The sequence below is a fragment of the Kribbella shirazensis genome (assembly GCF_011761605.1).
Taxonomy (GTDB): Bacteria; Actinomycetota; Actinomycetes; order Propionibacteriales; family Kribbellaceae; genus Kribbella; species Kribbella shirazensis.
Genome location: NZ_JAASRO010000001.1, coordinates 419,664 through 446,165, shown reverse-complemented (window position 1 = coordinate 446,165; position 26,502 = coordinate 419,664). Strand labels below are relative to the sequence as shown.

The following is a 26,502-nucleotide window of genomic DNA, read 5'->3' as shown; positions in this document are numbered from 1 at the left end:
TAGGTTAGCGAACGACTGGTGCCTGCAGGCTGCCGTACCTCTCCATGCGTTGCCAGCGGAGTTTGGTACCGGCCAGTGCGGTGAAGACCGACTGGATAACCACCAGATACATCAGCTGTCTGTAGACGAACTGCTGCAGCGGCAGCGTCCACAGCGGTCCTGGTCGTTCCCCGTCCAGCCAGAACGCGTAGAAGCCCATCAGCAACTGCAGAAGGACGAAGCCGCCCCAGACGGACAGCACGCGCACAGGGTCGAGGAACACCAGGCCGTAGAGCGCGAACACGTCCACTACCGGCGCCAGCAGCGGCAGGAGCACCTGGAAGAGCATGAGGTACGTCAGACCGCGCCGACCGAACTTGCCGGCCCTGCCGCCCTGCACCATCGCCCCGCGGTGCTTCCACATCGCCTGGAGGGTCCCGTAGCACCAGCGGTACCGCTGCCGCCACAGTGCGCCCACGGACGCCGGCGCCTCGGTCCACGCCACTGCGCTCTCCTCGTAGACCACCCGCCACCCGTCCCGGCACAGCGCCATGGTGAGGTCGGTGTCCTCCGCCAGCGTCACGTCGCTCAGTCCGCCGATGCGTTCCAGCGCCGTACGACGGAACGCGCCGACCGCACCAGGCACGGTGGGCATGCACTCCGCGAGGTCGAACAACCGGCGGTCGAGGTTGAACCCGATCACGTACTCGATGTGCTGCCAGCGCCCGAGCAGACCGCGCCGGTTACCCACCTTGGCGTTGCCCGACACGGCCCCGACGGCCGGATGTCCGAACGGCTGGATCAGCTTGCGGACGGCGTCCGGCTCGAAGACGGTGTCGCCGTCGACCATCACGATCAGCTCGAACCGCGCCGCCTGCAGCCCAGTGTTCAGCGCGACCGGCTTGCCCGCGTTCGCCTGGCGGATCACCCGGACCCCGGGAATCCGCAGCGACTCGACGAGGTCCGCCGTACCGTCCGTCGACCCGTCGTCGACGACGATCACCTCGAGCGGATGGTCGGACGCGACCAGCGAGCGGATCGCCGCCTCGATCCCGGCGCTCTCGTTGTACGCCGGGACGATGACACTGACCGGTTCGGTCACCGGCGGCCCGTAGCTCCAGCCGCGCATCCGGGCGTGCCGGCGGGCGGCGACGACGGTCGTGATCGCCCGCAGCACGCTCAGCGCGCCCGCGGCGTACAGGAGCCAGCCGAGCACGGCCAGAACGGCGTCGCTGATCCGCATCGCCCAGATGACCGCGAGACCGCGACCGCGGTCGAGCAGACTTGCCGAGTTGGTCGCGTCAGGCAGGCCCACGGCGTCGCTGACCGTGGCGAACTTGAAGCCGCGCGCCTGCAGCCGCGGAAGCAATTTGCTCAGCGCCTCGAGGGTCTGGGTGCGGTCCCCGCCGGCGTCGTGCATCAGCAGCACCTGCCCGGCCTGGCTGCGCGGCATCGAGTTGGCGATCACCTGGTCAGTTCCGGGCTTACGCCAGTCCTCGCTGTCCTGGGTGGTCAGGACGGTGAGGTACCCCGCCTCCCGGGTCTGCTTGATCGACTCCCAGTCGCGGTCGCGCAGCGCCTCCGGCTCGGAGGAGTACGGCGGCCTGAGCAGCGTCGTACGGACACCGGTGGCGCCCGCGAGGATCAGTTGGCTCTGCCGGAGCTCGAGGTCGCGCCGCCAGCCGGTCGCGGTCGTCAGGTTCGCGTGGGTGAAGCTGTGCACGGCGATCTGGTGGCCTTCGGCAACTATCCGGCGGGCCAGGTCTGGGTGCGCGGCGACCGCGGTGCCGACGACGAAGAAGGTGGCGTGCACCTGGTGCTCGCGCAGCAGGTCGAGGATCTTGGGCGTCCAGACCGGGTCCGGACCGTCGTCGAACGTGATCGCGATCGTACGGGGCTTGGGCGACACCGAGCGCGGCGTGCCGTTCCCGGCGTCGATGACCGGTCCGCCGGCGGTGATCGAGCGCGGTACCGATCCGGCTCCGCCGGTCGACGCGACCGCGCCGTCCGGCTCCGCGCCGAACATGTGGTGCGTGTAGCCGTTCAGCAGCAGCATGCTCGCCAGGCACACCAGCAACATTGTCAGGACGATCCAGTGCGTCCGGAGCGGGACCTGCTTGGCCCGCCGTGCGACGGGTCTGCTCACGGGACGGACGGCGTCCTGGTCTTACCGGGCGGAACGGTCGGCTTGTTGCCGGGCGGTGTCGTGGTCGTCGCTGTGGGCGCGGGAGTCGTGGGCGCGGGAGTTGTGGTGGTGGCTGTCGTGGTCGGCGCGGTCGTCGGGGAGTTGGTCCGGCCCGGCGGCGTGGTCGACGCGCCGGTCGGAGCCGTCGTCGGTACGACGGTCAGAGGCGGCGGCACCGGCGTGACGGGCGGGACGATCGTGATCGTCGGGGTGGAGGTCGGCGCTCCGGTGGGGTCCGTCGTACCGCCGGTCGACGACGGCTGCGGCGAGGACTCGTCACCCGGTGTCGCCGAGTCGTCGGCCGGGCGGGGCGTCTGTGCGGCGGCCTCAGCCGGCGGCTGGGTCGTCCGGTGCCTGGGCTTGGCGGGCTCGGGCAGCGGGATCAGCGGCGTGTCCAGCTGCGGTCCGCCGAGAAGACTACTGGCCATGAGGACGAGGTAACCGACAGTAGGGACAGCGAGGAAGGTGCCTGCTCTGCGGATGGTGCGACGGCGTTGCCCGGTCGAGTCCAGGAAAACTGGCCGCCGAGGGGAAGGCGGTTCCACAAGCGCGAGAGCTTAGCCGAACCGAGTGGATATTGGGATATTCCGGTTCTTGCAACTTGCTGCAACCACTGGCCCGGTGAATTCTCAGAACTGAAACACCGGGCAGTGCGGTGACCCGGGGCCGGGGTGGCTACTGTCGTCAGGTGCAGAAATGGCCTGGTCGTCCTTACCCTCTCGGCGCCACGTACGACGGCGCCGGGACGAACTTCGCGGTGTTCTCGGAGGTTGCCGAGCGAGTTGATCTGGCGCTGATCGGTGACGACGGAACCGAGCAGCTGGTCCAGCTGACCGAGGTGGACGGATTCGTGCACCACGCCTACCTCCCGGGCGTGCAGCCCGGACAGCGGTACGGGTTCCGCGTGCACGGGCCGTACAACCCGGCCGAAGGCCACCGGTGCAACCCGTCCAAGCTGCTGCTGGACCCGTACGCGAAGGCCGTCGACGGGCAGATCGACGGCGACGAGTCACTGTTCAGCTACCGGTTCGCGAAGCCCGACGAGCTGAACACCATGGACAACCGCGAGCACACCATGCTCTCGGTGGTGACCAACCCGTTCTTCGACTGGGGCAACGACCGGCCGCCGGACCACGCGTACCACGAGACGGTCATCTACGAGGCACACGTCAAGGGCCTCACCAAGACCCACCCGGGCCTGCCGGAGAACATCCGCGGCACGTACGCCGGGATCGGGCACCCGGCGATCATCGAGCACCTCAAGGAGCTCGGGGTGTCCGCGATCGAGCTGATGCCGGTGCACCAGTTCGCGCAGGACGGGCACCTGCAGGAGCGCGGCCTGGCGAACTACTGGGGTTACAACACCATCGGCTTCTTCGCGCCGCACAACGCCTACTCCTCGACCGGCACCCGCGGCCAGCAGGTGACCGAGTTCAAGGCGATGGTGAAGGCGCTGCACGAGGCGGACATCGAGGTCATCCTGGACGTCGTCTACAACCACACCGCCGAGGGGAACGAGTTCGGTCCGACGCTGTCGTTCAAAGGTATCGACAACGCGGCGTATTACCGCCTGGTCGACCAGGACAAGACGCACTACTACGACACCACCGGCACCGGCAACAGCCTGCTGATGCGGCACCCGCACGTGCTGCAGCTGATCATGGACTCGCTGCGTTACTGGGTCACCGAGATGCATGTCGACGGGTTCCGGTTCGACCTGGCGGCCACGCTGGCCCGGCAGTTCCATGAGGTCGACCGGCTGTCGGCGTTCTTCGAAATGGTCCAGCAGGACCCGGTGGTGAGCCAGGTGAAGCTGATCGCCGAGCCGTGGGACGTGGGCGACGGCGGGTACCAGGTCGGCAACTTCCCGCCGCTGTGGACGGAGTGGAACGGCAAGTACCGCGACACCGTCCGGGACTACTGGCGCGGTGAGAAGTACACGCTGGCCGAGTTCGCGTCCCGCCTGACCGGGTCCTCCGACCTGTACCAGGACGACAGCCGCCGCCCGCTGGCGAGCATCAACTTCATCACCGCCCACGACGGCTTCACGCTGCGCGACCTGGTCTCGTACAACGAGAAGCACAACGAGGCGAACGGCGAGGGCGGCAAGGACGGCGAGAGCCACAACCGCTCGTGGAACTGCGGTGCCGAGGGCCCGACCGAAGACCCCGAGGTACTGCGGCTGCGGGCCAAGCAGGAGCGCAACTTCCTGACCACGCTGCTGATCTCACAGGGCGTGCCGATGATCGCGCACGGCGACGAGCTCGGGCGGACGCAGCAGGGCAACAACAACGTGTACTGCCAGGACAACGAGCTCTCCTGGATCGACTGGGAGCTGGCGGAACCGCAGAAGGAACTGCTGGAGTTCACGCGGTCCCTGGTCAGGCTGCGCAACAACCACCCGGTGCTGCGCCGGCGCCGGTTCTTCCACGGTGACACGGGCGTCGACGGCCTCGGTGACCTGGTGTGGTTCACGCCGAACGGCACCGAGATGCAGAACGGCGACTGGCAGCGGGACGACGCCCGCGCGATCTCGGTGTTCCTCAACGGTGACGCGATCTCGGAGCCCGATCCGCGGGGCGAGCCGGTGGTCGACGACTCGTTCCTGATCCTGCTGAACAGCAACTTCGAGCCGGTCGACTTCCTCCTCCCGCCCGCGCAGTACGGCGAGAACTGGACGGTGGTCGTGGACACCACGGCGGCCACGGGCGCCGGGACCGACGAGCCGCACGCCGCCGGCGCCACGGTCCAGCTGGAGGCGCGCAGCACGGTGGTCCTGACCCGCCCGAGGCAGGCCGCCGGATGATGGGGATCCCGCAGGCCACCTATCGGTTCCAGCTGCGCGCGGAGTTCGGTTTCGACGACGCCGCAGCGGTCGTGCCGTACCTGGCGAGCCTCGGGATCTCCCACGCCTACCTGTCCCCGATCCTCCAGGCAGCGCCTGGTTCCACCCACGGGTACGACGTGGTGGACCACAGTCGGCTGTCCGAGCCGATGGGCGGCCGGTCCGCGTTCGACCGCCTCTCGGACCGGCTCGCGGGGCATCGCATGGGCGCCATCGCGGACGTCGTACCGAACCATGTCGCCGTACCGACGCCGGAGAGCCTGAACAAGGCGCTGTGGTCGGTGCTGCGGCTCGGGCCGGGTTCGGAGTACGCCGACTGGTTCGACGTCGACTGGGGGTCTGGGAACCAGCCGCTGCTGATGGCTGTGCTGGGGCAGCGGATCGGCAAGGTGCTGGCGGACGGCGAGCTGTCCGTCGACGGCGACGTCCTGCGGTACTACGACCACGAGTACCCGCTGCGGCCGGGGACCGAAGGGCTGCCGCTCGAGGAGCTCGTCACTGAGCAGTGGTACCGCCTCGCGCACTGGCGGGTCGCTGACGAGGAGCTGAACTACCGGCGGTTCTTCGATGTCGACACGCTCGCGGCTGTGCGTCAGGAGACCCAGGAGGTCTTCGACGCGACGCACCAGCTCCTGCTGGCGCTGCTGCACGAGGGCAAGCTCAACGGCTTCCGCATCGACCACCCGGACGGTCTGGCCGATCCGCGCGGTTACCTCCGCCGACTGGCTGAGCGGACAGGCGGTGCGTGGGTCGTTGTCGAGAAGATCCTCGAAGGCGACGAGCAGCTCCCGGGAGACTGGCCCTGTGCCGGCACCACCGGGTACGACGCCCTGCTGCGCGTCGGCGGTCTGTTCGTCGACCCCGCCGGCGCTGCGCCGCTCGCGGCCCTGCACTCCGAGTTGACCGGTGCGCCGGCCGACTTCGGACCGGTCGTGGAGGAGGCGAAGCGCGAGATCGTCCAACACGGGCAGTACGCCGAGGTGCATCGCCTGGTCGAGTTGCTGGCCCGCATCTGTCAGGACGACGTACGGCTGCGTGACCACACCAGGCGGGCGTTCCACGAGGTTGTGGTGGAGCTGCTGGTCCACTTCGAGGTCTACCGCGCGTACGTCGTACCGGGCGAGGAACCGTCGCCGACAGCGGTTGCCGCACTGCAGCGGGCCGCGGAGAAGGCACGGGCGAATCTCGACGAGGATCGTCAGGCCACGTTGGACGTAGTACTGCATCTGCTGCTCGGTCGTGAGACCAGCACGTACGACGAGCAGGCGCGGGCTGAGCTGATCGTGCGGTTCCAGCAGACGTGCGGTCCGGTGATGGCCAAGGGTGTCGAGGACACCGCGTTCTACCGGTGGCTCCGCCTCAGCTCGCTCAACGAGGTCGGTGGGGACCCAGAGCACTTCGGTGTGACGCCGGAGGAGTTCCACGCGTACGCCTCCCGGTTGAACCAGCACTGGCCGAAGACGATGACCACGCTGTCCACTCACGACACCAAGCGCTCCGAGGACGTACGTGCTCGGCTCGGCGTGCTGTCCGAGCAGCCGGCGGCCTGGTCCGAGGCAGTCCGTGAATGGCGCCGGCTGTCGGAGGACCACCGGAGCCCATTGCTGGACGGCACCACCGAGTACCTGGTCTGGCAGACACTCTTCGGTACTTGGTCCGACGGCCCGCTCGCCGAGGACCGCCTGCAGGGCTACGTGCTCAAGGCGATCCGCGAAGCGAAGCGGCACACGTCCTGGACCACACCGGACGACGAATACGAGCAAACGGTCGCTGCCTTCGTCACCGCAGTCCTGCACGACGACACCGTGCTCGACGCGGTACGGCGGTTTGCGGACGAGCAGACCGGGTACGTACGAGCAGCCACGCTCGGCCAGAAGTTGGTGCAGCTGACAATGCCCGGCGTACCGGATGTCTACCAAGGCACCGAGCTGGTCGACCTGTCTCTCGTGGACCCCGACAACCGGCGGCCAGTGGACTACCAGCAGCGCGTCGAGCGGCTGCGGCGTCTGGATACAGGTGACAAGCCGGAGGACCTGTCCGACGAGAAGCTGCTAGTCACCTCCCGTGCGCTCCGCATCCGTCGGCAGTACCCGGACGCCTTCGCGGGGAGCTACACGCCGCTGCCGACGTCCAACGGACATGCGGTCGCGTTTGCTCGTGGCGACGCTGTCATCACCGTGGCGACCAGGCTGCCCGCGGCACTGCAGCGTCTGGGTGGCTGGGGTGACAGCATGGTCGTCCTGCCGACTGGACAGTGGAAGAACGTGTTGACAGGCCGGGAGGTCGGCAGCGGTTCCGCCCGGATCGACGACCTGCTGACTGATCTGCCGGTTGCCCTGCTGGTCAGGAGCTGACAGCCATGCACACGTTCCGCGTCTGGGCGCCTGACGCAACCGACGTTGACCTAGTACTGCGCGACGGTGTCCTGCCGATGCGTTCGGTGGATGACGGCTGGTGGGAACGACAGGTGGTCGAGGCGCACCACGGCACCGACTACGCGTACTCGGTCGACGGCAGCGACCCGCTACCCGATCCACGCAGCCCGTGGCAGCCCGACGGCGTCCACGGGTTCAGCCGGGTTTTCGCAGCGGACCGGTTCGAGTGGACCGACGACAGCTGGACCGGTCGCGACGCACGCGGCGCAGTGTTCTACGAGCTCCACCTAGGCACCTTCACCCTGGAAGGCACGCTGGACGCGGCCGCCGAGCACCTGGACTACCTGGCCGTGCTGGGCGTCGAGGTGATCTCGCTGCTCCCGGTCGCGGCATTCCCCGGCAAACACGGTTGGGGGTACGACGGCGTTGACCTCTACGCCGTCCACGCACCGTACGGCGGCCCGGAAGCGCTGCAGCGGTTCGTCAACCGGTGCCATGAGGCCGGACTGGCCGTGTGCCTCGACGTCGTCTACAACCACCTCGGCCCGAGCGGGAACTACCTGTCCAGCTTCGGCCCGTACTTCACCAGTCGCCACTCCACCCCCTGGGGGCCGGCGGTCAACCTGGACGACACGGGCAGCCCTGAGGTACGGCGGTGGATCTGCGACAACGCACTGCGCTGGTTCCGCGACTTCCACATCGACGTACTGCGACTGGACGCCGTACACGCGCTGGTCGACGACAGCCCGACCCACCTCCTCCAGCAGCTCTCGGACGAGACCGCGGCGCTGTCGGCACAGCTGGGACGCCCGCTGGGGCTTGTGGCCGAGTCCGACCTGAACGACCCGCGGATGGTCGAGCCTGTGTCCGAAGGCGGGATGGGCATGACAGCACAGTGGAGCGACGACTTCCACCACGCGCTGCACTCGCTGCTGACCGGCGAGCGGTTCGGGTACTACGTGGACTTCGGGGACCCTGCCGTGTTCGCGAAGACGCTGACCCGGGTGTTCCTGCACGACGGCAAGTACTCGACGTTTCGGGAGCAGCTGTGGGGCCGTCCGGTCGACCCGCGGAAACATCGCGGCGGGCAGTTCCTCGCCTACACGTCCAACCACGACCAGATCGGCAACAGGGCGCTCGGTGACCGTCCGGCGCTCACTCCGGGGCAGCTCGCGATCGGCGCTGCGCTGGTGCTCACGTCGCCGTACACGCCGATGCTCTTCATGGGTGAGGAATGGGGCGCGTCGACGCCGTGGCGGTTCTTCACCGACTTCAACGAGCCGGAGCTGGCCGACGCGGTCCGGAACGGGCGGCGGCGCGAGTTCGCGGAGTTCGGGTGGGACGCCGAGGAGATCCCGGACCCGCAGGATCCGCAGACCTGGCGCAGTTCGGTGCTCGACTGGTCCGAGCCCGACGAGTCGCCGCATCGCGAGGTGCTGGAGTGGTACCGGCACCTGCTGAAGTTCCGCGCCCGGATGCCGGAGCTGCGCGACGACCGGCTCGAGTCCGTCGGGATCGACCTCGACCCGGACGGCGGTTGGCTCGTGGTGAAACGGGGCAGCCTCCGGGTGGTGGCGAATCTGGACACCGAGGACACCGTGGTGCCGGTGGAAGCGGTCCCGTCGTACCTGGTGATGTCCTTCGGGGGGGTCGACGTCGGCCTCGGCGGTGTGTGGTTGCCCGGTCACGGCGTCGCGATCATCGCCGTCTAAGACTTTCCGGCCGTCGCACATTTGTAGGCCAAACCAACAGAAGACGGCGTTCGAGCGTGTTGATCCGTGGGGATTTCCGGAATCGCTTGTCTGCCGGGGCCTTGGTGACCGACTGTTGATGAGCCAGCAGGGGACGGGGGATTCGACGGGAGGACCGAATGACAGTCGGAGGCGTCGACACTTACTACGACTACGAAGAAAAGCAGTGGAAGAGCCGGAAGCTGGGTGGCGGACCGATCCGCCGCGGCCCGGTCTGCCCGGCCCCGCGCACCGTCGAGAAAACGGTGCACGACACCACCAACCGCGAACGCCGCCCGTCCGGCCGCGAGCACGAGGTACCGAAGCACACCCTCAACTGACCACCCGGTGACAGGGCCCGCCAGACCAGGTCACCACCCCACGCGCGGCCGTCGCAGGCACCACACGACGGCCGCCGTGTCTACGTGCCCCGAAACGGTCAGATCAAGGGAGAGACAAGGACAAGCGCCGCGCGTGGGAGGGCTCACCCGCCGGCCGGCGGGCTGTTGGGCAGACCGGCCGGGGGCGCGAGCGCGGTGACATCGGCGTCGCATAGAGTGACGTGTGCCGCGACAGGAAGGGGCCCACGCGATGCCGGATGCGAACGAGCAGGCGACGGAGACCGCGCCGTACCCGGGCTTCGACCTGACCAAGCCGAGCATCGCGCGCACTTACGACTACCTGCTGGGCGGCAAGGACAACTTCGCCGTCGACCGGGCCTTCGGCGACCGGTTCGTCAACGAGTTGCCCGGCTCGCAGCAGATCGTGCTCGACAACCGCGGCGTCCTGGTCCGGGCGGTCGACGAGATCGTCAGGAACACACCGGTCCGGCAGTTCATCGACTTCGGCAGCGGCCTGCCGACCGCGAACAACGTGCACCAGGTCGCCCAGCGGTTCGCCCCCGAGACCAAGGTCGTGTACGTCGACAACGACCCGATCGTGCTCGCCCACGGCCGCGCCCTGCTCGCGGAGAACAAGTTCACCAGCGTCATCCAGGCTGACCTGCGCGACCCGGCCTCGATCTACGAGAACAAGGAACTGCAGCGCCTGATCGACTTCGACAAGCCGGTCGCGTTGATCTTCTGCGCCGTCCTGCACCACATGAACGACGACGAGGACCCGAAGGGCGCCGTCCGCTACTGGCGCGACCGGATCCCCTCCGGCAGCCCCGTCTTCATCTCGCACTTCCGCAGCCAGAACGACGCGAAGACCAAGGCCCTCCAGGAAATCATGCAAGGCACCCTCGGCCGCGGCACCTGGCGCACCGAACAGGAGATCCTCGACCTCTACGGCGACGGCTTCACCGTCCTCGACCCCGGCCTCGTCCCCGCCGCCGAATGGCGCAACGACGAAGCCCACGAAGAACTCACCGACTGGCAACAACTCATCGCCGCCGTCCTCGCCGTCAAGAAGTAGCCCGCACTACCTACCGACACTCGACCAGGCGCGACAGGAAGGCGAACTGCGCCGTCTTGGTGGTCCCGTCGGGCTGGGTGATCTTTGCCTGAGGTCCGAGGACGAAGCCTGAGCGGTGGAAGCGTTCGATGGCGCGGGTGTTGCGGACGTCCGGTTCGACCACGATCCGCGGATGGCCCAGGTGCTCGAAGACGAAGCGCCCGAGTACGCCCACCAGATGGCCTGTGAAGCCCGGTCGCGCCTCACCCGGGCCGATCAGGAGATGAACGCCCAGATCACCGGCCTCGACGTCGTACGTCGCACCCGCCGGGTCGGCTTGTGGGTCGTACGTCTGTAGTAGCGCGATCGGTACGTCGTTCAGCCGCACGACGTACACGTGATGCGTCGGCACCGAGTCCAGGAACTCGTACGTCCGGGCGATCTCCTCCTGCGACAACGAACCCATGCCCCAGAACACGGCCCGCTCCGCCGTCACCCATGCGTGGATCAGGTCGAGGTCCCGCGCCGGATCCGCCTCCTCGACCCGCACGGTCCCGAACCCGTCGACCTCCACCTGATAGCTGCGATCCTCCCGCACCACCGCACCGGCGGCCGGCACGAGCGATCCGCGCAGCCACAACGGCAACTGGTCGTGATGATGCGGATCCCCGAGTACGCCGGACGCGCCGAGCGGCACCACCCAGCGGCTGGCCGACCGATCCGCCAGGTCCCATGCGTACCGGGCCGCCGACGCCCGGATGCACACGTCGGTCAGCCCCGGAAGGCTCGACGTCGACATCACGCAGTGGTGATCGCCGGACAACCCGAGGTCGATCGGCTCCTCGCCCGGTGCGAACACCGGTCCGCGCAGCATGTGCAGCGGCGCGAGCTGGTGCGTCTCGCCCCACGGCGGTCGCGGCTTGTTGGCGGCGACCTCCTCGAGCGCCTCACGCGCCAGCCACCGAACGTTGATCTGGGGCAGGAGATCGGTGGCGAGCAGATTCTCCAGGGCGAACGAGACGTGCGTGAGCGGATCCATCCACGGGACGAAGACCTCGGCGACGTCGGCGTTCTCGAGCATCGTGAAGTGGCCGGTGAGCCGCGAGACGATCGCCTTGCGTACGGCGGCGTACGACGAGGCCGTCGTACTCGTGGCGTCCATGTGCCGGTCCCACGCGAGCAGTTCGGTGCGCAGGGCAACTGCTTCCGCGGAGAGGTCGTCGAGGCCGGTCAGCAGGTCGAGGATGGATCCGGCTGAGCCGAGGTACGTGTCCTTGTGGATGCTCGGCATGTCGTCGACCGACCAGTCGTCCCGCGCGTTCACCAGCGTGCGGATCCGGTCGGCCCGATGCGGGGCCGCGAACTCGACGCCCAGTGGGGCGGCCAGCTCGCGCGCGTTGGCCATCGCGACCGGCCCGTCGACGTCGGCGCGTGGCAGCTCGTGCCAGCCGTCCCATTCGTGACCGGCTTCCCAGGCGGGTACGACGCGCAGCATGTTCTCCCGCCGGCGCCGAGGCACCATCCCGGCGGTGCGGTGCAGCAGCCCGCCGGCGGTGTCGGCGGCCAGCACGACGTTGACCGGCTCGACCCACTCGTCGAACGCCGCATCGACGTCCGCCACGGTGGTTGCGCGCAGCAACTTCGCCATCACCTGGAATCCGAGCTGCCCGGTCACCCGCGGCGGATAGCGAAGGCTGATGCCGTCCTGGATGATCGGACCGCGTTCCGTCTCGATCACCTCGATCTCGACCGGGTCGGCGCCGGCGATCTCCACCTGCTCCGTGTGGACACTAGCCGGTTTCCAGCCGTCCGGGCCGAGCGCTTCGACGCCGCCAGGGGTACGACGGAGTTGCTCGGCGTACAGGTCCTGGTAATCGGCCATGGCGTTCGTGATCGCCCATGCGACACCGCCGGTGTGGCCGAAGTGCGCCAGCCCCGGGACACCGGGAACCGCCAGGCCGAGCACGTCGTACTCCGGACACGTGAGCCGGATCTGCTGGTACACACCGGGGCTCTCGATGTAGCGGTGCGGATCGCCCGCGACGATCGCCTGACCGCCGGCAGTGTGCGTACCGGGGATGAGCCAGCCGTTGCTCCCGGACCCGTGCGGGCCCTCGGAGCTGAACAGCTCGAGTGCACCGTCACCGAGGTGCTCCGCGACGTGCGTCCGCCACAGCTTCGTCGGGAACCCCGCGAACAGAATGTGCACCGCCAGCCAGATGCCGAGCGGCGTCCACGGCTCCCACTTCTGCAGCGTCAGCCCGGTCTCGGCGAACTCCGGCGCCCGCGCGGCCCCGCCCGGTAGCGCATGGTTGACGCCTTCGACGTACGCCGTGATCCACTCCCGCGTCTCGTCGTCGAGCGACTCGAAGCACCGCCGGGCCGTGTCCGCCAACCGGGCCTTCCGGGCGAACACGTCCCATCCGGCCGCCTCCACGCCGAGGAACGCGGCACTCGTCCCGAGGTACCGGCGCCGCTCCAGTTCGAGCTGCCAGGCCCGGTCGCGGGCGGCGTTCACGCCCTGGAGGTACACCAACGCGAGCGGATCACCGGCCTGCAGGTGCGGTACGCCGTACGTGTCCCGGAACACCCTCGCGTTCACAGCATCCCCTCGCTTTAATTAGGTTAGGCTGCGCTAACTTACGCAGCAGCAATCCGTCCCGACAAGTGCAATTCTCGCTGGAGGTCGATCGTGAGGCATGGCTGGGAAGGCGCCGTACTCAAGCTGTTCCGGGGTAAGGACTTTGTCTTCACCGTGACAGGTGCCGAACAGGTCACGGAGCGCTACCGTCGCGTGCACTTCACCGACGGCGGTCTGCTGCGGGCACTCGGCGTCCACCCGACGATGTGGGTGCGGCTGTGGTTCGACAACGCGGGCAAGCCGCACCAGCGCGCGTACACGCTGGTCGACCCGGACGTCGAGGCCGGAACGTTCAGCCTGGAGTTCGCGCTGCACGACGGGTGTGCGAGCGACTGGTCCCGCAAGGCGGAGCCCGGTGACACGGTCGAGGCGACGGTGCAGGGGACCGGGTTCGAGGTACCGGACCCGCTGCCGCCGCGGATGCTCGTCGTCGGGGACCCGGCCTCGCTGCCCGCGATCAACTCGCTGCTCGCGGTCGCTCCGAAACTGCCGGCCACGATCTGGTTCGAGACCACGCACGAGGCCGATCACGAGTTGCCGTTCCGCATCGAGGACCATCACGACCTGCGGACCGTCCCGCGGCCGGAGCTGGTCGAGAACGTCAAGGCCGAGCTGCGCGAACTCGCCACCCCCGACACCTACGTCTGGATCGCCTGCGACACCGCGACCACGCGCACACTCACGTCGTACGTCCTCAAGGACCTCGCGATCCCGAAGCACCGCGTCAAGTCCCTCGGGTACTGGAAGGCCGCGTAGCCTGGCGCCCGTGATCACGCCGCTCGACGTCACCGACCGCACCCTCGCCGAGCGACTGCTCACCATCCAGCACGCGGCGTACGCCGTCGAGGCCGAGCTGATCGGCTTCGACGGCATCCCGCCACTCCAGGAAGATCTCGACGGGCTCATGTCCTCCACCGAGCACTGGCTCGGCCGGTACGACGGAACGCGACTCGTCGGCGCACTGGCGTACGAGTTTCCCGACGACCGTACCGTCGAGATCTCCCGCCTGATCGTCGACCCGGCACACGCCCGCAGCGGTCACGGCCGAGCACTCCTGGACCACCTCGACCAGGCCGAGCCGCGACCGGTCAGCGTCGTCTCGACCGGCACAGCCAACGCCCCGGCGGTCAACCTCTACACGTCCCGCGGTTACACCGCGATCGCCGAGGTGGAGGTCGCTCCCGGCGTCCGTGTGACGCAGTTCCGCCGGGCCTAGGGGTCCTCAGGACAGGACGTAGTCGTATGCGTAGACGGCGGCGTCCGCCTGAACACACCGCTCGTTCGGCTCGATCGCCGGACACGTCCTGTCCTTAGGTCCCCATCACTCGGACAGCGACACCGCGGCCCAGCTGATGGCGGGCAAGGTCAGTGTCAGTTTGCCGTCGGCCAGCCGGGCGGATTCGAACGGCTGTGCCGTGACCCGGTCGGGCCGCTCCGCCGTGTTGGTGGCGTTCGGGTCCTCGTCGTGCACGATCACGGCCTCGTCGAGCGTGGTGACGCCGGCCCGGCTGACGTCGATGGTGACCTCGACCGGGCCCTCGCTCGACCGGTTCACCGCGAACAGGGCGACCCGGCCCTCGTCGTACGTCGCCACCGCGTCGACCGCCGGTACGTCGCCGTACCGGGCGGTGCTGACCGTCGGGGAGTCCGTCTCGATTCGAAGCACCTGCCCCGCCGCGAGCCGGGACGTGATCGCGAACGGGTGGAACGTCGGCTGCCGCCAGGCCGCGCCGCCGGGCTCGGTCATGATCGGCGCGATCACGTTCGCCAGCTGCGCCAGGCAGGCTACCCCGACCCGGTCGCTGTGCCGCAGCAACGAGATCAGCAGGTTGCCGACGACAACGGCATCGGTGACGTTGTACTCGTCCTCGATCCGTCGCGGCGCCACCTCCCACTGGTCACCCGGCCCATCGGTCCGCCGCGAGCGCTCGCCGTACCAGACGTTCCACTCGTCGAACGAGATGCCGATCTTCTTGCTGCTCTTGAGTTCCGCGCCGACATGGTCGGCGGTCGCGACCACGGCCTCGATGAAGTGGTCCATGTCCACGGCGGACGCCAGGAACGACGCGGTGTCGCCGTCGTCGTTGCCGTAGTACGCGTGGCAGGAGATGTGGTCGACGAACTCGTACGTCTCCCGCAGGACGTCCCGCTCCCAGGTCCCGAACAGCGGCATCTTCGACGAGGACGAGCCGCACGCCACCAGCTGCAGGTCCGGCGCGATCATCCGCATCGCCCGCGCGGTCTCCGCGGCGAGCCGCCCGTACTCCGTCGGCGTCTTGTGCCCGATCTGCCACGGGCCGTCCATCTCGTTGCCGAGGCACCACAGCTTGATCCCGTACGGCGACGCGCCGTGCTGCTCGCGCAGGTCGGACAGCGCCGTACCACCGGGGTGGTTGGTGTACTCCAGCAGATCGAGCGCCTCCTGCACGCCGCGCGTCCCGAGGTTGATCGCCATCATCGGCTCGACACCCGCCTTCGCGCACCAGCGGCTGAACTCGTCCAGGCCGAACTCGTTCGTCTCGACGCTGTGCCAGGCCAGGTCGAGCCGCCGCGGCCGGTCGGCGCGCGGACCGACGCCGTCCTCCCAGCGGTATCCGGAAACGAAGTTTCCGCCGGGGTAGCGGACCACGGAAACGCCCAGCTCACGGGTCAGTTCGAGGACGTCCTTGCGAAAGCCGTCCTCGTCGGCGGTGGCGTGCCCGGGCTCGTAGATCCCGGTGTACACGCACCGCCCCATGTGCTCGACGAAGGTTCCGAAGGTCCTGCGGTTCACGGGCGCGATCGTGAACGCGGGATCGATGGTCAGAGTGGCAGAGGGCACCAGGTTGCTCCTGTCGTGAAGTGTGAGGTCATCCCTTGATTCCGGCGTCGCCGACGCCGCGGATCACGTTGCGCTGGAACAGCGCGTAGACGATCAGCAAGGGAAGGCCGCCGAGGACGGCGGACGCCATGATCTGGGCGTAGCGCAGGCCGTACGAGCCCTGCACGTTGGCGAGACCGACCGGGATCGTCATCATCGACGGGTCGGTGGTCACGATGAAGGGCCAGAGGAAGTTGTTCCAGGCCCCGATGAACGTGAAGATGCCGACGGCAACGAGGATCGGCCGTGACATCGGCACCATCACGCTCCACACGATCCGCCACCGGGTCGCGCCGTCGACGCGCGCGGCGTCCTCGTAGTCGCGGGAGATGCCGTCGAAGAACTTCTTCAGCACGAACACCATCACCGGCGCGACCACCTGCGGCAGCACGATGCCCCAGTACGTGTCGACCAGGCGGAGGCTGGTCATCTCCTGGAACAGCGGCACGATCAGCACCTGCGGCGGCACCAGGATGCCGGCGATCATCAGTCCGAACAGCGCCCGCCGGCCGGGGAACTCGGTCCGGGAGAACCCGTATGCCGCCAGCACCGAGACCAGCAGGGTCAGCGCCGTCACCAGCACCGCCACGATCGTGCTGTTCAGGAACCAGCGCAGCAGGTCGCCCTGCTCGATCACGCCCTGGTAGGCAGCCAAGGTCGGTGCCTCCGGCAACCAGGTGATCGGCGTCCGGGTGGTCTCCGGTTCGGGTTTCAGCGAGGTGTCCAGGGCCCACAGCAACGGCGCCAGCCAGATCACGGCCAGGATCACCGCGCCGACGACGCTCGCGACCTTCGGGAAGCTCCACCGCGGTTCCACCGGTCCGCTCCGAGTGGTCGCGGGCAACGTCATGGTGGTCATCAGCGCACCTCCTTGCGGCCGGAGAACAGCTTGAACTGCAGGATCGAGACGATCACGATGATCACGAAGAACAGGTACGAGATCGCCGACGCGTAACCGATCCGGTAGTTGGTGAAGCCGTTCTGGTAGATGTACTGGACGATCGGCCGGGTCGCGTAGTTCGGCCCGCCGTCGGTCATCAGGTAGATCTGGTCGAAGATCATCAGCGACGCCACCAGTTGCAGGACGACGATCAGACCGGTGGTGCGGCTGAGCAACGGCAGCGTGATCCGGAACAGCTTCTGCCGTCCGTTCGCGCCGTCGATCGCGGCCGCCTCGTAGATCTGCGCCGGAATCCCTTGCAGAGCGGCGAGGTAGAGCAGGAAGTTGAACCCGACCGTCCACCAGACGGTCGCGATCACCACCGCCAGCATGGCCCGGTTCTCGGTGTTCAGCCAGTCGATCTCGGCGAAGCCGCCGGCCGTCAGCAGACCGTTCACCAGGCCGAAGCCGGGCTGGTAGATCCACACCCAGATCAGCGACACGACGGTCGCGGGCAGCACGAACGGAGCGAAGTACGAGAACCGCAAGAGCCAGCCCAGCAGGCCCCGGCGGTTGGCCAGCAAGGCCATCACGAGCGCGATGACCACCAGCGGCGGTGTGCTCATCGCGGTGAAGACGAAGGTGTTCTTCAACGACGACCAGACGGCCGGGTCGCCGAACATCTCGCGCCAGTTCTGCAGACCGAGGAACTCACCCTTGATCCCGGAGAGACTGGTGTTGAAGAAGCTGTTCCAGAGGCCGGAGAAGGTCGGCCAGAGGAGGAAGACTGCGAACAGCAGCAGGAACGGCGCGACGAAGAACAGTCCCGCCCAGCGTTCCTTCCACGGCTGCCCGGTCTCGGATCGCGCCGAGCGCGTCGGCGTACCGGATGTTGTCCGGGTTGGTGTCTGCACGGCCATCAGTGACCTCCTGTCAGACCGGGGACGGGGTGTCGAGCAGTGTCTGGGTGGCGGCCTTGAACTGCGCCAGCGCAGCCTTGGGCGTCGCCTGGCCGGAGAAGACACCGCTGAAGGCGGCACCGGCTTCTTCCTGCAACTGCGCGCCGGATCCGCTGAACCACGCGTCCGGGTCGAAGAGCACGTCCGGCGCGACACTGCGGTATTCCGCCTGCGGTTTGAGGCTCAGGTACTCCTGGCTCCCGACCACCGGCTGGTACGACGGAATGTGCCCACCGGCCGCCCAGGCCGCGCTGTTCTTCAGCATCCAGGCGATGTACTCGACCGTCGCCTTCGTGTCGTCCTGGTTCCGGTTCGACTGGTGCGGCAACACGAACGTGTGCGCGTCACCGGCGAACTTCGGTACGTCGTACACGACCGGGAACGGCGCCATGCTGAACGGCATCTTCGCGGTCTGGTACGTCGTCACCTCCCACTCCCCGTTGAAGCTCAGGCCCGCGTCGCCGTTGGTGAACTGGGCGACCAGGGCGGGGTAGTTCGCCGACCGCGGGACGAGACCGTCGGCGGCGAGTTTCGCCATCAGTTCGAGGGCTTCCAGCGCCTTGGCGTCGTCGAGCTCGAGCCGGGTGCCGTCGTCGCTGAAGAACTTCCCTTCGAGCTGGCCGTAGAGGGTCCACCACATCCGCCACGGATTGGTCGTCTCGACCGAAGCGGCGAACTTGCCCGTGGTGTCCTTGACCGCCTTCAGCATGTCCAGGAACGCGTCCACGCCCTTGACCGGCTTGATCTTGCCGTCGGCGCCGAGCAGCCCGGCCTTCTGGCAGATCTCGGTGTTGTAGTAGAGGACGAACGGGTGCTGGTCGAGCGGCACGGCGTACAGCTTCCCGTCGACCACGCAGCGGTTCCACGTCTCGGGCAGGAAGTCGGACTCGCGGATGCCCGCGGCGTTCAGCAGGTCGACCGGGATCGGGTCGAGCATCGTGGCCGGGCTGAACCCTTTCAGCCGGGACAGGTGCAGGGTCGCCACCTCGGGCGCCCGGCCGCCGGCCGCGGACATCGCCAGCTTGGTGTAGAACGGCGGGCCCCAGGCCAGGGTGTGCGCCTCGAACCCGACGTCCGGGTGCTCGGCGACGTACTGCTGGTGGATCTGCAGCAGGCGGGCGCCGTCACCGCCGCCGAACAGGTTCCATTCGCGGACCTTCGGTTTCGACCGGAACGTTCCGCAACCGGTCAGGCTCAGGGCGCCGAGGAGGCCGCCGGCGAGTACTGCCCGGCGGCGCGGGCGCAGGTGTGGGGAGTCAGGGGGCATCTGTCCTCCGGCGGAGTGGAGTACGGATCTACATCGGTGTACTACATCGGTGTAGAAAGATGGCACGACCGCTCGGAGGGCGTCAAGGGGTCAGTTGGTGCCGAGGGTCGAGGCACGGGTGTGCAGCACGTACGGCGCGACGATCTCCTGGTGATCGGAGTCGTCGCCGGACATCCTCCGGACCAGTAGTTCGACCGCGGTCCGGGCGATGTGGACCCGGTTCGGGTCGACCGTGGTCAGGGTCGGGCTGCTGAAGCTGGCCTCGTCGATGTTGTCGAAACCGGCCACCGCCACGTCGTCCGGGATCCGCACGCCGTGGGCGGTGAGCGCCCGGATCGCACCGAGCGCGAGGGTGTCGTTCAGGGCGAAGACCGCGTCGAACTTCCGCCCGGTCGCGAGCAACTCCTCCATCGCGTCCGCCCCGCTCGACCGGTGCCATTTCCCGCCCGACACCGCCAGCTCCTCGAGGACCGGGACGCCGTACTCCGCCAGCGTGCCGGCGAACGCGCCGTACCGGATCGCCGCGGTGCCCATGCCCTCCGTGGGCCGGACACCGATGACCGCGATCCGCCGCCGGCCCTGGTCGAGGAGATGCCGTACGACGGCCTCGGTGCCGGCGACGTTGTCGATCATCACGTGGTCGACCGGGCTGTGGAAGATCCGCTCGCCGAGCAGCACCATCGGCGTGGTCGTGCCCAGCTGGTCGACGTCGTCGGGGCCGAGGCCGAGCGGGCTGTACAGCAGGCCGTCGACCAGGTGCCCGCGCGGCCGGGCGAGCGCGGTCAGCTCCCGCTCCCGGTCGGCGCCGGTGGTCTCGATCATCACCGTCAGCCCGTGCTCACCCGCGGCCGCGATCGCCGCGTCGGCGAGCTCCGCGAAGTACGGGTTGCTGAGCTCGGGAACGGCGAGCGCGATGATGCCGGTCCGGCCGGACTTGAGGTTCCGGGCGGAGATGTTCATCCGGTACCCGAGCGAATCGATCGCGGCCAGCACCTTGGTCCGGGTCTCCTCGCGGATGTACGGGTACCCGTTCATCACGTTCGAGACGGTCTTCGGCGAAACCCCCGCCGCCCGCGCGACATCCCGCATCGTCACCGCCACGCCATCACCCCCGACCACCCGCTCATGCCCAGCCACGCTAATACACGCGCTCCCCGGACGCTGGGACCGTTCACCGTTGGAGCGTGCTGTGCCCGGCCGTGTGCCTGGGTATTCGGCGGCCTGGTCCGCGCCGCGACGAACAACCAGGCCAACGAACCGTTACCCGGTCAGACCCGATCGCCTAGCAGTCCTACCGGCGCGGCCTCGCCGATCCGGCCATGCTGCTCGAGGCAAGGAAGGAGAGGATCAACCGCGGTGGAGACGGACGCTCTCGGGCCAGGTGAGGGCAACCCCGAGCTCACCGGAGAGCAGGTCCTGGAGCTTGCGGAGCTCGTGGGCATCGGAGCGGAGCTCGAGCGGGGTGAGGCCCCGGTCCAGGCACTGGGCGACGGTGGCGCCGACGGCCTCGCCGATCGACCACTCGACCGGGTGCAGCCGGTACGCGCCGTTGGTGATGTGGGTCGTGCCGATGTTCTTGTTGGCCGGCAGCAGGTTGTCGACGTCGGCCGGGATCAGCGCGCCCAGCGGGATCTGGAACGGGAAGCACTCGATGTCGACGTAGTTCCGGCCGGCCGTCGACGGGTGCAGGTCGATGCGGTAGTGGCCGATCCCGACGCTGTCGTCGAACTCGGCCGCGCCCGCCTCGGTACCGCGCATCGCCACGCCGATGTGCTCCTCGGTGACCGTGAAGGCCGCCTTGATCCGCCGCGACTCGCGGATGTAGGCCTCCTTCGCCAGGCCGTCGGCGGTGCCGAGCACGTCGCCGCGCAGCCTCAGCTCCGGGTAGCCGGCGCCGCCCTCGGCCCGCGGCGCCTCGGTCTGCATCCAGTACAGGAACGACAGGCTGAGCTGGCGGGCCTCTTCGAGCGCGTGCTGCCGCTCCGCTTCGGAGACGCCCACGATCGGGAGTTCCCAGTAGTCGATCTGTGGCCAGTTGACCAGCGAGACCTCGCCGCCGGTGAACCGGTCGTCGAACGTCGCCCGTGCCAGGATGCGCCGGTACTGCCACAGGTCGCGGCCGTCGTGCCCGATGCCCTGGTCCGGCGCGCCGGAGAAGATCGGCCGGGTCCGTGTCTCCAGCGTGATCGGATGCACGTCGGTCCAGGACAGCTGCGAGTTCGGCCAGCGCGGGTCGACCTGGTCCCGCCAGTACTCGTACCGGGCCGGCTTCTCGATCGTGTGGTTCTCGCCGGGCCGGTACTCGACCGCGAAGCACCACGAGATCGCCTGCTGGTCGCGGGGGTCCGCTTCGTCGACGGCGTGCAGCTCACCGGTCTCGGCCTTCGACTCCGCGCCGACGACGTGCGGTACGTCGGCCAGTTCGAGCAGGTCGCCCAGCTCGGTGGCGTCGACGACGTACGCGCCGGTCAGCCGTCGTTCCACGCCCGACCGGCGGTCGCGGACGACGACCGCGGTGACCCGGCTGCCGTCGCGGTCGGCGGCCACCGGCTCGTGCTCGTACAGCACCGTGAGCCGACCGTCGGCCTGCAGCGACGACACCAACTCGGCCAGCACGAGCGCGCCGACCCGGGGCTCGTGGCAGACACGCGAGACGAAGCCTCGGCCCGGGTTGAGGGCGGGGTCGGACTTGCCCGCGGCGGACAGCGGGTAGTTGCGGCGGTAGTGGTCACGCACCCGGGTCCGCAGGTCGCGGTAGCTGGCCGAGCCGGCGTACTCCTCGATCCAGGCATTCTCGTCCGGTGGCACGCCCTGCGTGGTCAGCTGGCCGCCCAGCCAGTCCGATGCTTCGGTCATGATCACGGTCCGGCCCAGCCGGGCGGCCGTGAGGGCCGCGGCGACGCCGCCGAGCCCTCCGCCGACGATCACGAGATCGGCCTTCGATTCCACAGTCATCTGAGCGAGCGTTCCTTCGGTCGAGGTCGTTGAGAGGCCGGCCCGCGGCGGTGGCCGCGGGCCGGGGGCGGGGAAGCGGTGGGCGGTCAGCCCTTGACGCCACCCTCGGAGAGGCCGGAGATGAAGCCGCGCTGGTTGAACAGGAAGACCAGCAGCACCGGCAGGCTGACCAGCACGGTCGCCGCCATCAGCGCGCCGTACCGGATGTTGCCGGACGAGGCGAACGTGGTGATCGCCAGTTGCACCGTCGTACTGCGCTCCGAGGTGGACACGACGAGCGGCCAGATGAAGTCGTCCCACACGCCGGTGAAGGAGAAGATCGCCACCACCGCGAGCAGCGGCCGGGCCAGCGGCAGATAGATGCTGACGAAGATCCGCAGTTCGCCGGCCCCGTCCAGCCGGCCGGCCTCGGCGAGGTCGCGGTCGAGGCCGGAGAAGTACTGCCGGGACAGGAAGATGTTCATCGTCCCGACCAGGTACGGGAGCAGCAGCCCGCCGAGCGTGTCGAGCAGGCCGCTGCCGCCCTGGCCGAACAGGTTGTTGCCGCCGGCCAGCGGGAACTGCTTGGCCATCAGGAACAGCGGGATCAGCGTGACCGCGGTCGGGATCGCCACTGTGGACAGCAGCAGGTAGAAGATGGCCTTACTGCCGGGGAACTCCAGGTGGGCGAACGCGTACCCGGCGATCACGGCGACGACACAGTTGGTCGCCACCGCGATCAGCGTGACGATCGCGGAGTTCGCGAACGCGCGACCGAGGTTCGCGGCCCGGAACGCCTCGCCGAAGTTGTCCAGCGTCGGGTTCGCCGGGATCAGCCGGGTGCTGCTGAAGGCCGCCTCCTCGGGCGTGAACGCCAGGCTGATCATCCACAGGAACGGCATCAGCACCAGCAGTGTCACCAGCGCCAGCACGACGAACCGCCGCCGGTGCTGGGTACCAGTCCGGGCGCTGTGGGAGATTGTCGCCGGCATCGTCATCACTTCCTTCCCTGCGTGGCCCGGACCGCGAGCAGCGTGAGCCCTGCGATGAAGGCGAACAGGACGAACGCCATCGCGGACGCACTGCCGAGCCTGTTGTACTGGAACGCCTCGGTGTAGATCAGGAAGTTCACCGTGGTCGTGCTGCCGAGCGGGCCGCCCTGGGTGAGCACGAAAATCTCGGCGAAGCCCTGCGCCAGGTAGATCACGTCCATCGCGATGACGTACGTGAGCATCGGCCGGATCCCCGGCAGCGTGACGTGGCGGAGCTTGCCCCAGGGGCCGGCCCCGTCCACCTCCGCAGCCTCGTACAGGTCCCGCGGTACCGACTGCAGCCCGGCGAGCAGCAGCACCATGTTGCTGCCCAGCGCCTTCCAGATCCGCATCGCGGACACAGCGTTGAGCGCCGAGTCCTCCTCGGTCAGCCAGCGTTGCGGGTCGAGCCCGATCGCTCCCAGCGCCTCGTTGACCAGACCGCTGTCGGAGTAGATCCACAGCCACACCATGCTGACCGCGGTCAGCGAGACTATGTGCGGCACGTACATGCCGGCGCGGAACAGCCCGACGCCGCGGAACGGCCGGTTGACCAGGAGCGCGAGCCCCAGCGCGAGTACCACGGTGATCGGCAGGACCTGAGCCACATACCGCAACGTCACCAGCAGCGACTTGCCGAAGTCCGCGTCGCCGGCCAGTTCGCGGTACTGGTCCAGGCCGACGAACTCCGGGCCGGACCGGCCGAGCGGGCTGTACTCGGTGAAGCTGAGGTAGAACCCGTACAGCACCGGCGCCAGGTGGAAGATCACGACGTACAGCGCGGCGGGCAGGACGAACAGCATCCCGAACAACCGCTGCCTGCTCTGGACGTGGCGGGGAAGCCGGCCCCGGCGGAGCGGAGCCGGTGACCCGGTCCGCTCCGGCACGAGGGCCGGCCTCACCTTCTCAGCGGTTGGCTTCAAGGGTCTTGTCCACCTCTGCGGCGGCCTGCTTCAGCGCCTCCTCGGGCGAGAGCTTGCCGCGGAGTGCCTGCTCCAGCGACTTGTCGATCGCGTCCCGGGCCCGCACCCACCCGGGCACGTTCGGGTTCGGGCGGGCGTAGTCGAGCGCCTTCAGCGCGGTCGTCTTGACCGCGCTCGTCTTGATCGCCTCCGACTCCATCGCCGACTTGCGGATCGGCAGGAAGCCGAGGCTGGTGGCGTACTGCGTGCTGACCTCGGCCGACATCATGTGCTCGATGAACTTCCAGGCCAGATCCGGGTTCTTGCTGTCCTTGTTGAGCATCAGGCCGTTCGCCGGGCCACCGAACGAGGCTGGCTCGTTGCCCTCGAAGGCCAGCGGCGGCATGACCCGGATGTCGCGCTGCGGCGCGGCCTTCTGCAGCTTCTCGATCCCGCTGACGTCGGCCAGCTGCATCGACGCGGTGCCGGTGGCGATCGGCTGCTGCGCCGGCGGCAGACCTGCCCAGTTGGTGCCGAGCTGGCCGTCGACGGCGTTGCCGCCCTGGTAGAGACCGGTGTAGAAGGTGAGCGCCTCGACCGCCTCCGGCGCGGTGAGCGCCGCCTTCGAGTTGTCCTCGGTGAGCAACTCGCCGCCGTTGGCCCACAGCAGCGTCCCGAACGTCTGCTGACCGCTGATCGGCGCGTTCGACACGACCAGGCCGGAGCGGGTGATCTTGTCGCCGTTGCGCTGGGTGAGCTTCTCGGCGGTGGCCCGCACCTGCTCCCAGGTCTTCGGCGGCTGGTCCGGGTTCAGGCCTGCGGCCTTGAAGTCGGCGCCGCTGTAGGCGACCAGCCGCAGCGCCATGATCAGCGGCACGAAGTACTGCTTGCCGTCGACCTGGCCGCCGGGCAGCGCGTTGGCGAGGTCGTCGCGGTCGCCCTGGCTCAGCTTCTCGACGTACGGCGTGAGGTCGGCGATCCGGTCGTTGTGGACGAAGTCGGCTGTCGCCGCGATGCCGTGGCCGAGCACGTCCGGCGCGGTGCCGGCGGCGAACGCCGCGTTCAGCTTGGGCGAGACGTTCTCCCAGTCGACGAAGGTCACCTCGACCTGCGCGCCGGTCTGCTGCTCGAACTTCGGCACCAGGGTCTCGTTGACGAGCTTCATCTCGGCCTCGTCGATGCCCGGGAACCAGACGCTGACGGAGTTGGCCGGGGTGTCACCACTGTCGGTCCCACCGCCGGAGCACGCGGTCAGGGCGAGGCCCAGCGTGACGGCGGCGAGCGCGGCGACAGCCTTCTTGCAGGGGATCCTGGTCATGTCGACCTCTTTCTTCGATCAGTGGGCAGGGCTGGTCAGCGTCTGCCCGAGGTGCAGCTCGCAGGGGAGCTCCTCGCGGTGGTTCCTCGGCAGGTGGCCGTCCAGGAAGTCGAGCAGCACGCGGACCGCCCGGCCACCCAGCTCGCGGCGCGGGAGGGCGGTGTGCGCCCAGTCGTACGGGCCGGTCCGGACCGAGGGAGTGTCCAGGCAGACGACCGACAGGTCGGCCGGGATGGTGAGGCCGGCCGCGTCGGCAAGCTCCACCACCTTCGGAAGGAAGTCGCCGCTCTCGACCACGGCGGCGGTGACATGCTCGTCGCGGAGCCGGGTGAGCCAGTCCGCGCCGACGTCGGCGGGTGAGACGAAGAACTGGTCCTGGACCTCGATCGATGCCTGTTCGGCGCTGGCGCCGAAGGCCGTTCGCCGCTCGGTCCGCGGGCCGAGCCGGTCGGGCAGGCCGAGATAGGCGACCCGCCGGTGGCCGAGGTCGGCCAGGTGGCCGGCCACGGCGGCCATCCCGCCGGCGTAGTCGACGGTGACGTACGGCATCAGCGACGCGACCTTCTCGCGCCGGCCGATAAAGACGAACGGGAACCCCTCGTCGGCCAGCCGGGAGAGCTCCTCGGCGTCCTCGTTGAAGCCGAGGATCACCGCGCCGTCGGTCAGCCGGAGCCGGTTGACGCCGCCGCGGTAGATGCTCTGGTCACCCTCGTGCTGGTGGGCCGAGGTGAGCAGGACGAGATCCTGCCCGGTGGCGATCGCCATCTCCTCGACGCCGATCATGAACTCGAAGTAGTACGACTGCTGGCTGGTCGGGAACAACGTCTCGAACGTGTGGACGCCGATGAGCCCGTTGCGGCCGCCGCGCAGGGTCCGAGCGGAGATGTTGGGCACGTAGCCCAGCGCGGTCATCGCCGCGCGCACCTTCGCCACGGTCTCAGGGGAGAGCCCGTACTGCTCGCTCTTGCCGTTGAGCACCAGCGACACCGCGGTCTGGGACACCTGGGCCCGTTCGGCGATGTCGCGCTGGCTCGGCCGCTTGCCGCCCGCCATCTGCGCCTCCGTCTCGTCGGTCGCGCCTAATAGGAATTAGTGAAGGATCGTAGCGATGGCTCCGAGACAGCGTCAAGAGGGAGCGAGGCAAAGATTTCCCTGATCTAATAGCAATTAGAGATGATTAGGCCCTTGACGTCGGCAGCGG

General features: G+C 68.7%; 20 protein-coding genes. 7 read left to right on the top strand and 13 right to left on the bottom strand.

The genetic code is table 11. The features are described 5' to 3' along the window. Nucleotides 1–4: 4 nt before the first annotated feature. Nucleotides 5–2,125 carry a bifunctional polysaccharide deacetylase/glycosyltransferase family 2 protein gene (locus tag BJY22_RS02140; protein WP_337758041.1) on the bottom strand — a complete coding sequence of 707 codons (2,121 nt, stop codon included), beginning with the start codon at nt 2,123–2,125 and terminating at the stop codon, nt 5–7. Beyond that, nucleotides 2,122–2,592 carry a hypothetical protein gene (locus tag BJY22_RS02135; protein ID WP_167203492.1) on the bottom strand — a complete coding sequence of 157 codons (471 nt, stop codon included), beginning with the start codon at nt 2,590–2,592 and terminating at the stop codon, nt 2,122–2,124. Before BJY22_RS02135 ends, BJY22_RS02140 begins: the two co-directional genes overlap by 4 nt. Before the next feature lie 260 nt (nt 2,593–2,852). On the opposite strand from BJY22_RS02135, the gene glgX reads away from it, so the two are divergent. The 5 genes from glgX (at nt 2,853) to BJY22_RS02110 (ending at nt 10,530) form a co-directional block, all read left to right on the top strand. Next, nucleotides 2,853–4,970: a glycogen debranching protein GlgX gene (glgX, locus tag BJY22_RS02130; protein WP_167203491.1), complete on the top strand. Its 2,118-nt coding sequence runs from the start codon at nt 2,853–2,855 to the stop codon at nt 4,968–4,970. After that, nucleotides 4,967–7,363, top strand: a complete 2,397-nt coding sequence (gene treY / locus BJY22_RS02125; RefSeq protein WP_167203490.1) for a malto-oligosyltrehalose synthase — start codon at nt 4,967–4,969, stop codon at nt 7,361–7,363. Before glgX ends, treY begins: the two co-directional genes overlap by 4 nt. A gap of 5 nt (nt 7,364–7,368) precedes the next feature. Then, the gene (treZ, locus tag BJY22_RS02120) at nt 7,369–9,096 is read left to right on the top strand and encodes a malto-oligosyltrehalose trehalohydrolase (RefSeq protein ID WP_167203489.1); all 1,728 of its coding nucleotides are present in this window, start codon (nt 7,369–7,371) and stop codon (nt 9,094–9,096) included. Nucleotides 9,097–9,254: 158 nt separating this feature from the next. Next, a complete protein-coding gene (locus BJY22_RS02115; RefSeq protein ID WP_167203488.1) occupies nt 9,255–9,455 on the top strand; it encodes a hypothetical protein in 201 nt (66 codons plus the stop codon). Nucleotides 9,456–9,705: 250 nt separating this feature from the next. Continuing rightward, complete coding sequence (locus BJY22_RS02110) at nt 9,706–10,530, top strand: SAM-dependent methyltransferase (RefSeq protein WP_167203487.1); 825 nt, start codon at nt 9,706–9,708, stop codon at nt 10,528–10,530. 10 nt (nt 10,531–10,540) lie between these two features. Here the strand turns inward: BJY22_RS02110 and BJY22_RS02105 are convergent, their stop codons facing one another. After that, nucleotides 10,541–13,111: a GNAT family N-acetyltransferase gene (locus BJY22_RS02105; protein ID WP_167203486.1), complete on the bottom strand. Its 2,571-nt coding sequence runs from the start codon at nt 13,109–13,111 to the stop codon at nt 10,541–10,543. A gap of 90 nt (nt 13,112–13,201) precedes the next feature. Here BJY22_RS02105 and BJY22_RS02100 point away from each other — a divergent pair, with 90 nt between their 5' ends. Both BJY22_RS02100 and BJY22_RS02095 read left to right on the top strand, forming a co-directional pair. Further along, nucleotides 13,202–13,906, top strand: coding sequence for an SIP domain-containing protein (locus BJY22_RS02100; protein WP_167203485.1), 705 nt, complete (start codon nt 13,202–13,204; stop codon nt 13,904–13,906). Between the two features lie 10 nt (nt 13,907–13,916). After that, complete coding sequence (locus BJY22_RS02095) at nt 13,917–14,366, top strand: GNAT family N-acetyltransferase (protein WP_167203484.1); 450 nt, start codon at nt 13,917–13,919, stop codon at nt 14,364–14,366. A 105-nt stretch (nt 14,367–14,471) separates the two neighbouring features. On the opposite strand, the gene arfA is transcribed toward BJY22_RS02095, so the two are convergent. The 10 genes from arfA to BJY22_RS02045 all read right to left on the bottom strand — a co-directional run bounded on the left by arfA (nt 14,472) and on the right by BJY22_RS02045 (nt 26,354). Then, nucleotides 14,472–15,971, bottom strand: coding sequence for an arabinosylfuranosidase ArfA (gene arfA, locus BJY22_RS02090; RefSeq protein ID WP_167203483.1), 1,500 nt, complete (start codon nt 15,969–15,971; stop codon nt 14,472–14,474). Nucleotides 15,972–15,999: 28 nt separating this feature from the next. Beyond that, nucleotides 16,000–16,869 carry a carbohydrate ABC transporter permease gene (locus BJY22_RS02085; protein ID WP_167203482.1) on the bottom strand — a complete coding sequence of 290 codons (870 nt, stop codon included), beginning with the start codon at nt 16,867–16,869 and terminating at the stop codon, nt 16,000–16,002. Beyond that, complete coding sequence (locus tag BJY22_RS02080; RefSeq protein ID WP_167203481.1) at nt 16,869–17,810, bottom strand: carbohydrate ABC transporter permease; 942 nt, start codon at nt 17,808–17,810, stop codon at nt 16,869–16,871. Before BJY22_RS02080 ends, BJY22_RS02085 begins: the two co-directional genes overlap by 1 nt. A 13-nt stretch (nt 17,811–17,823) precedes the next feature. Beyond that, a complete protein-coding gene (locus tag BJY22_RS02075) occupies nt 17,824–19,116 on the bottom strand; it encodes an extracellular solute-binding protein (protein WP_167203480.1) in 1,293 nt (430 codons plus the stop codon). Nucleotides 19,117–19,206: 90 nt separating this feature from the next. Then, on the bottom strand, nt 19,207–20,217 hold the full coding sequence (locus BJY22_RS02070) for a LacI family DNA-binding transcriptional regulator (protein ID WP_337758037.1): 1,011 nt from the start codon (nt 20,215–20,217) through the stop codon (nt 19,207–19,209). 246 nt (nt 20,218–20,463) lie between these two features. Beyond that, nucleotides 20,464–22,071, bottom strand: coding sequence for an FAD-dependent oxidoreductase (locus BJY22_RS02065; RefSeq protein WP_167203479.1), 1,608 nt, complete (start codon nt 22,069–22,071; stop codon nt 20,464–20,466). A gap of 86 nt (nt 22,072–22,157) precedes the next feature. Beyond that, nucleotides 22,158–23,042 carry a carbohydrate ABC transporter permease gene (locus BJY22_RS02060; protein ID WP_167203478.1) on the bottom strand — a complete coding sequence of 295 codons (885 nt, stop codon included), beginning with the start codon at nt 23,040–23,042 and terminating at the stop codon, nt 22,158–22,160. Between the two features lie 5 nt (nt 23,043–23,047). Beyond that, on the bottom strand, nt 23,048–24,004 hold the full coding sequence (locus BJY22_RS02055; RefSeq protein WP_167203477.1) for a carbohydrate ABC transporter permease: 957 nt from the start codon (nt 24,002–24,004) through the stop codon (nt 23,048–23,050). Next, a complete protein-coding gene (locus tag BJY22_RS02050) occupies nt 23,988–25,301 on the bottom strand; it encodes an ABC transporter substrate-binding protein (protein ID WP_167203476.1) in 1,314 nt (437 codons plus the stop codon). The genes BJY22_RS02055 and BJY22_RS02050 overlap by 17 nt, the downstream gene beginning before the upstream one ends. Before the next feature lie 18 nt (nt 25,302–25,319). Further along, nucleotides 25,320–26,354, bottom strand: a complete 1,035-nt coding sequence (locus BJY22_RS02045) for a LacI family DNA-binding transcriptional regulator (protein ID WP_167203475.1) — start codon at nt 26,352–26,354, stop codon at nt 25,320–25,322. Between the last annotated feature and the right edge of the window lie 148 nt (nt 26,355–26,502).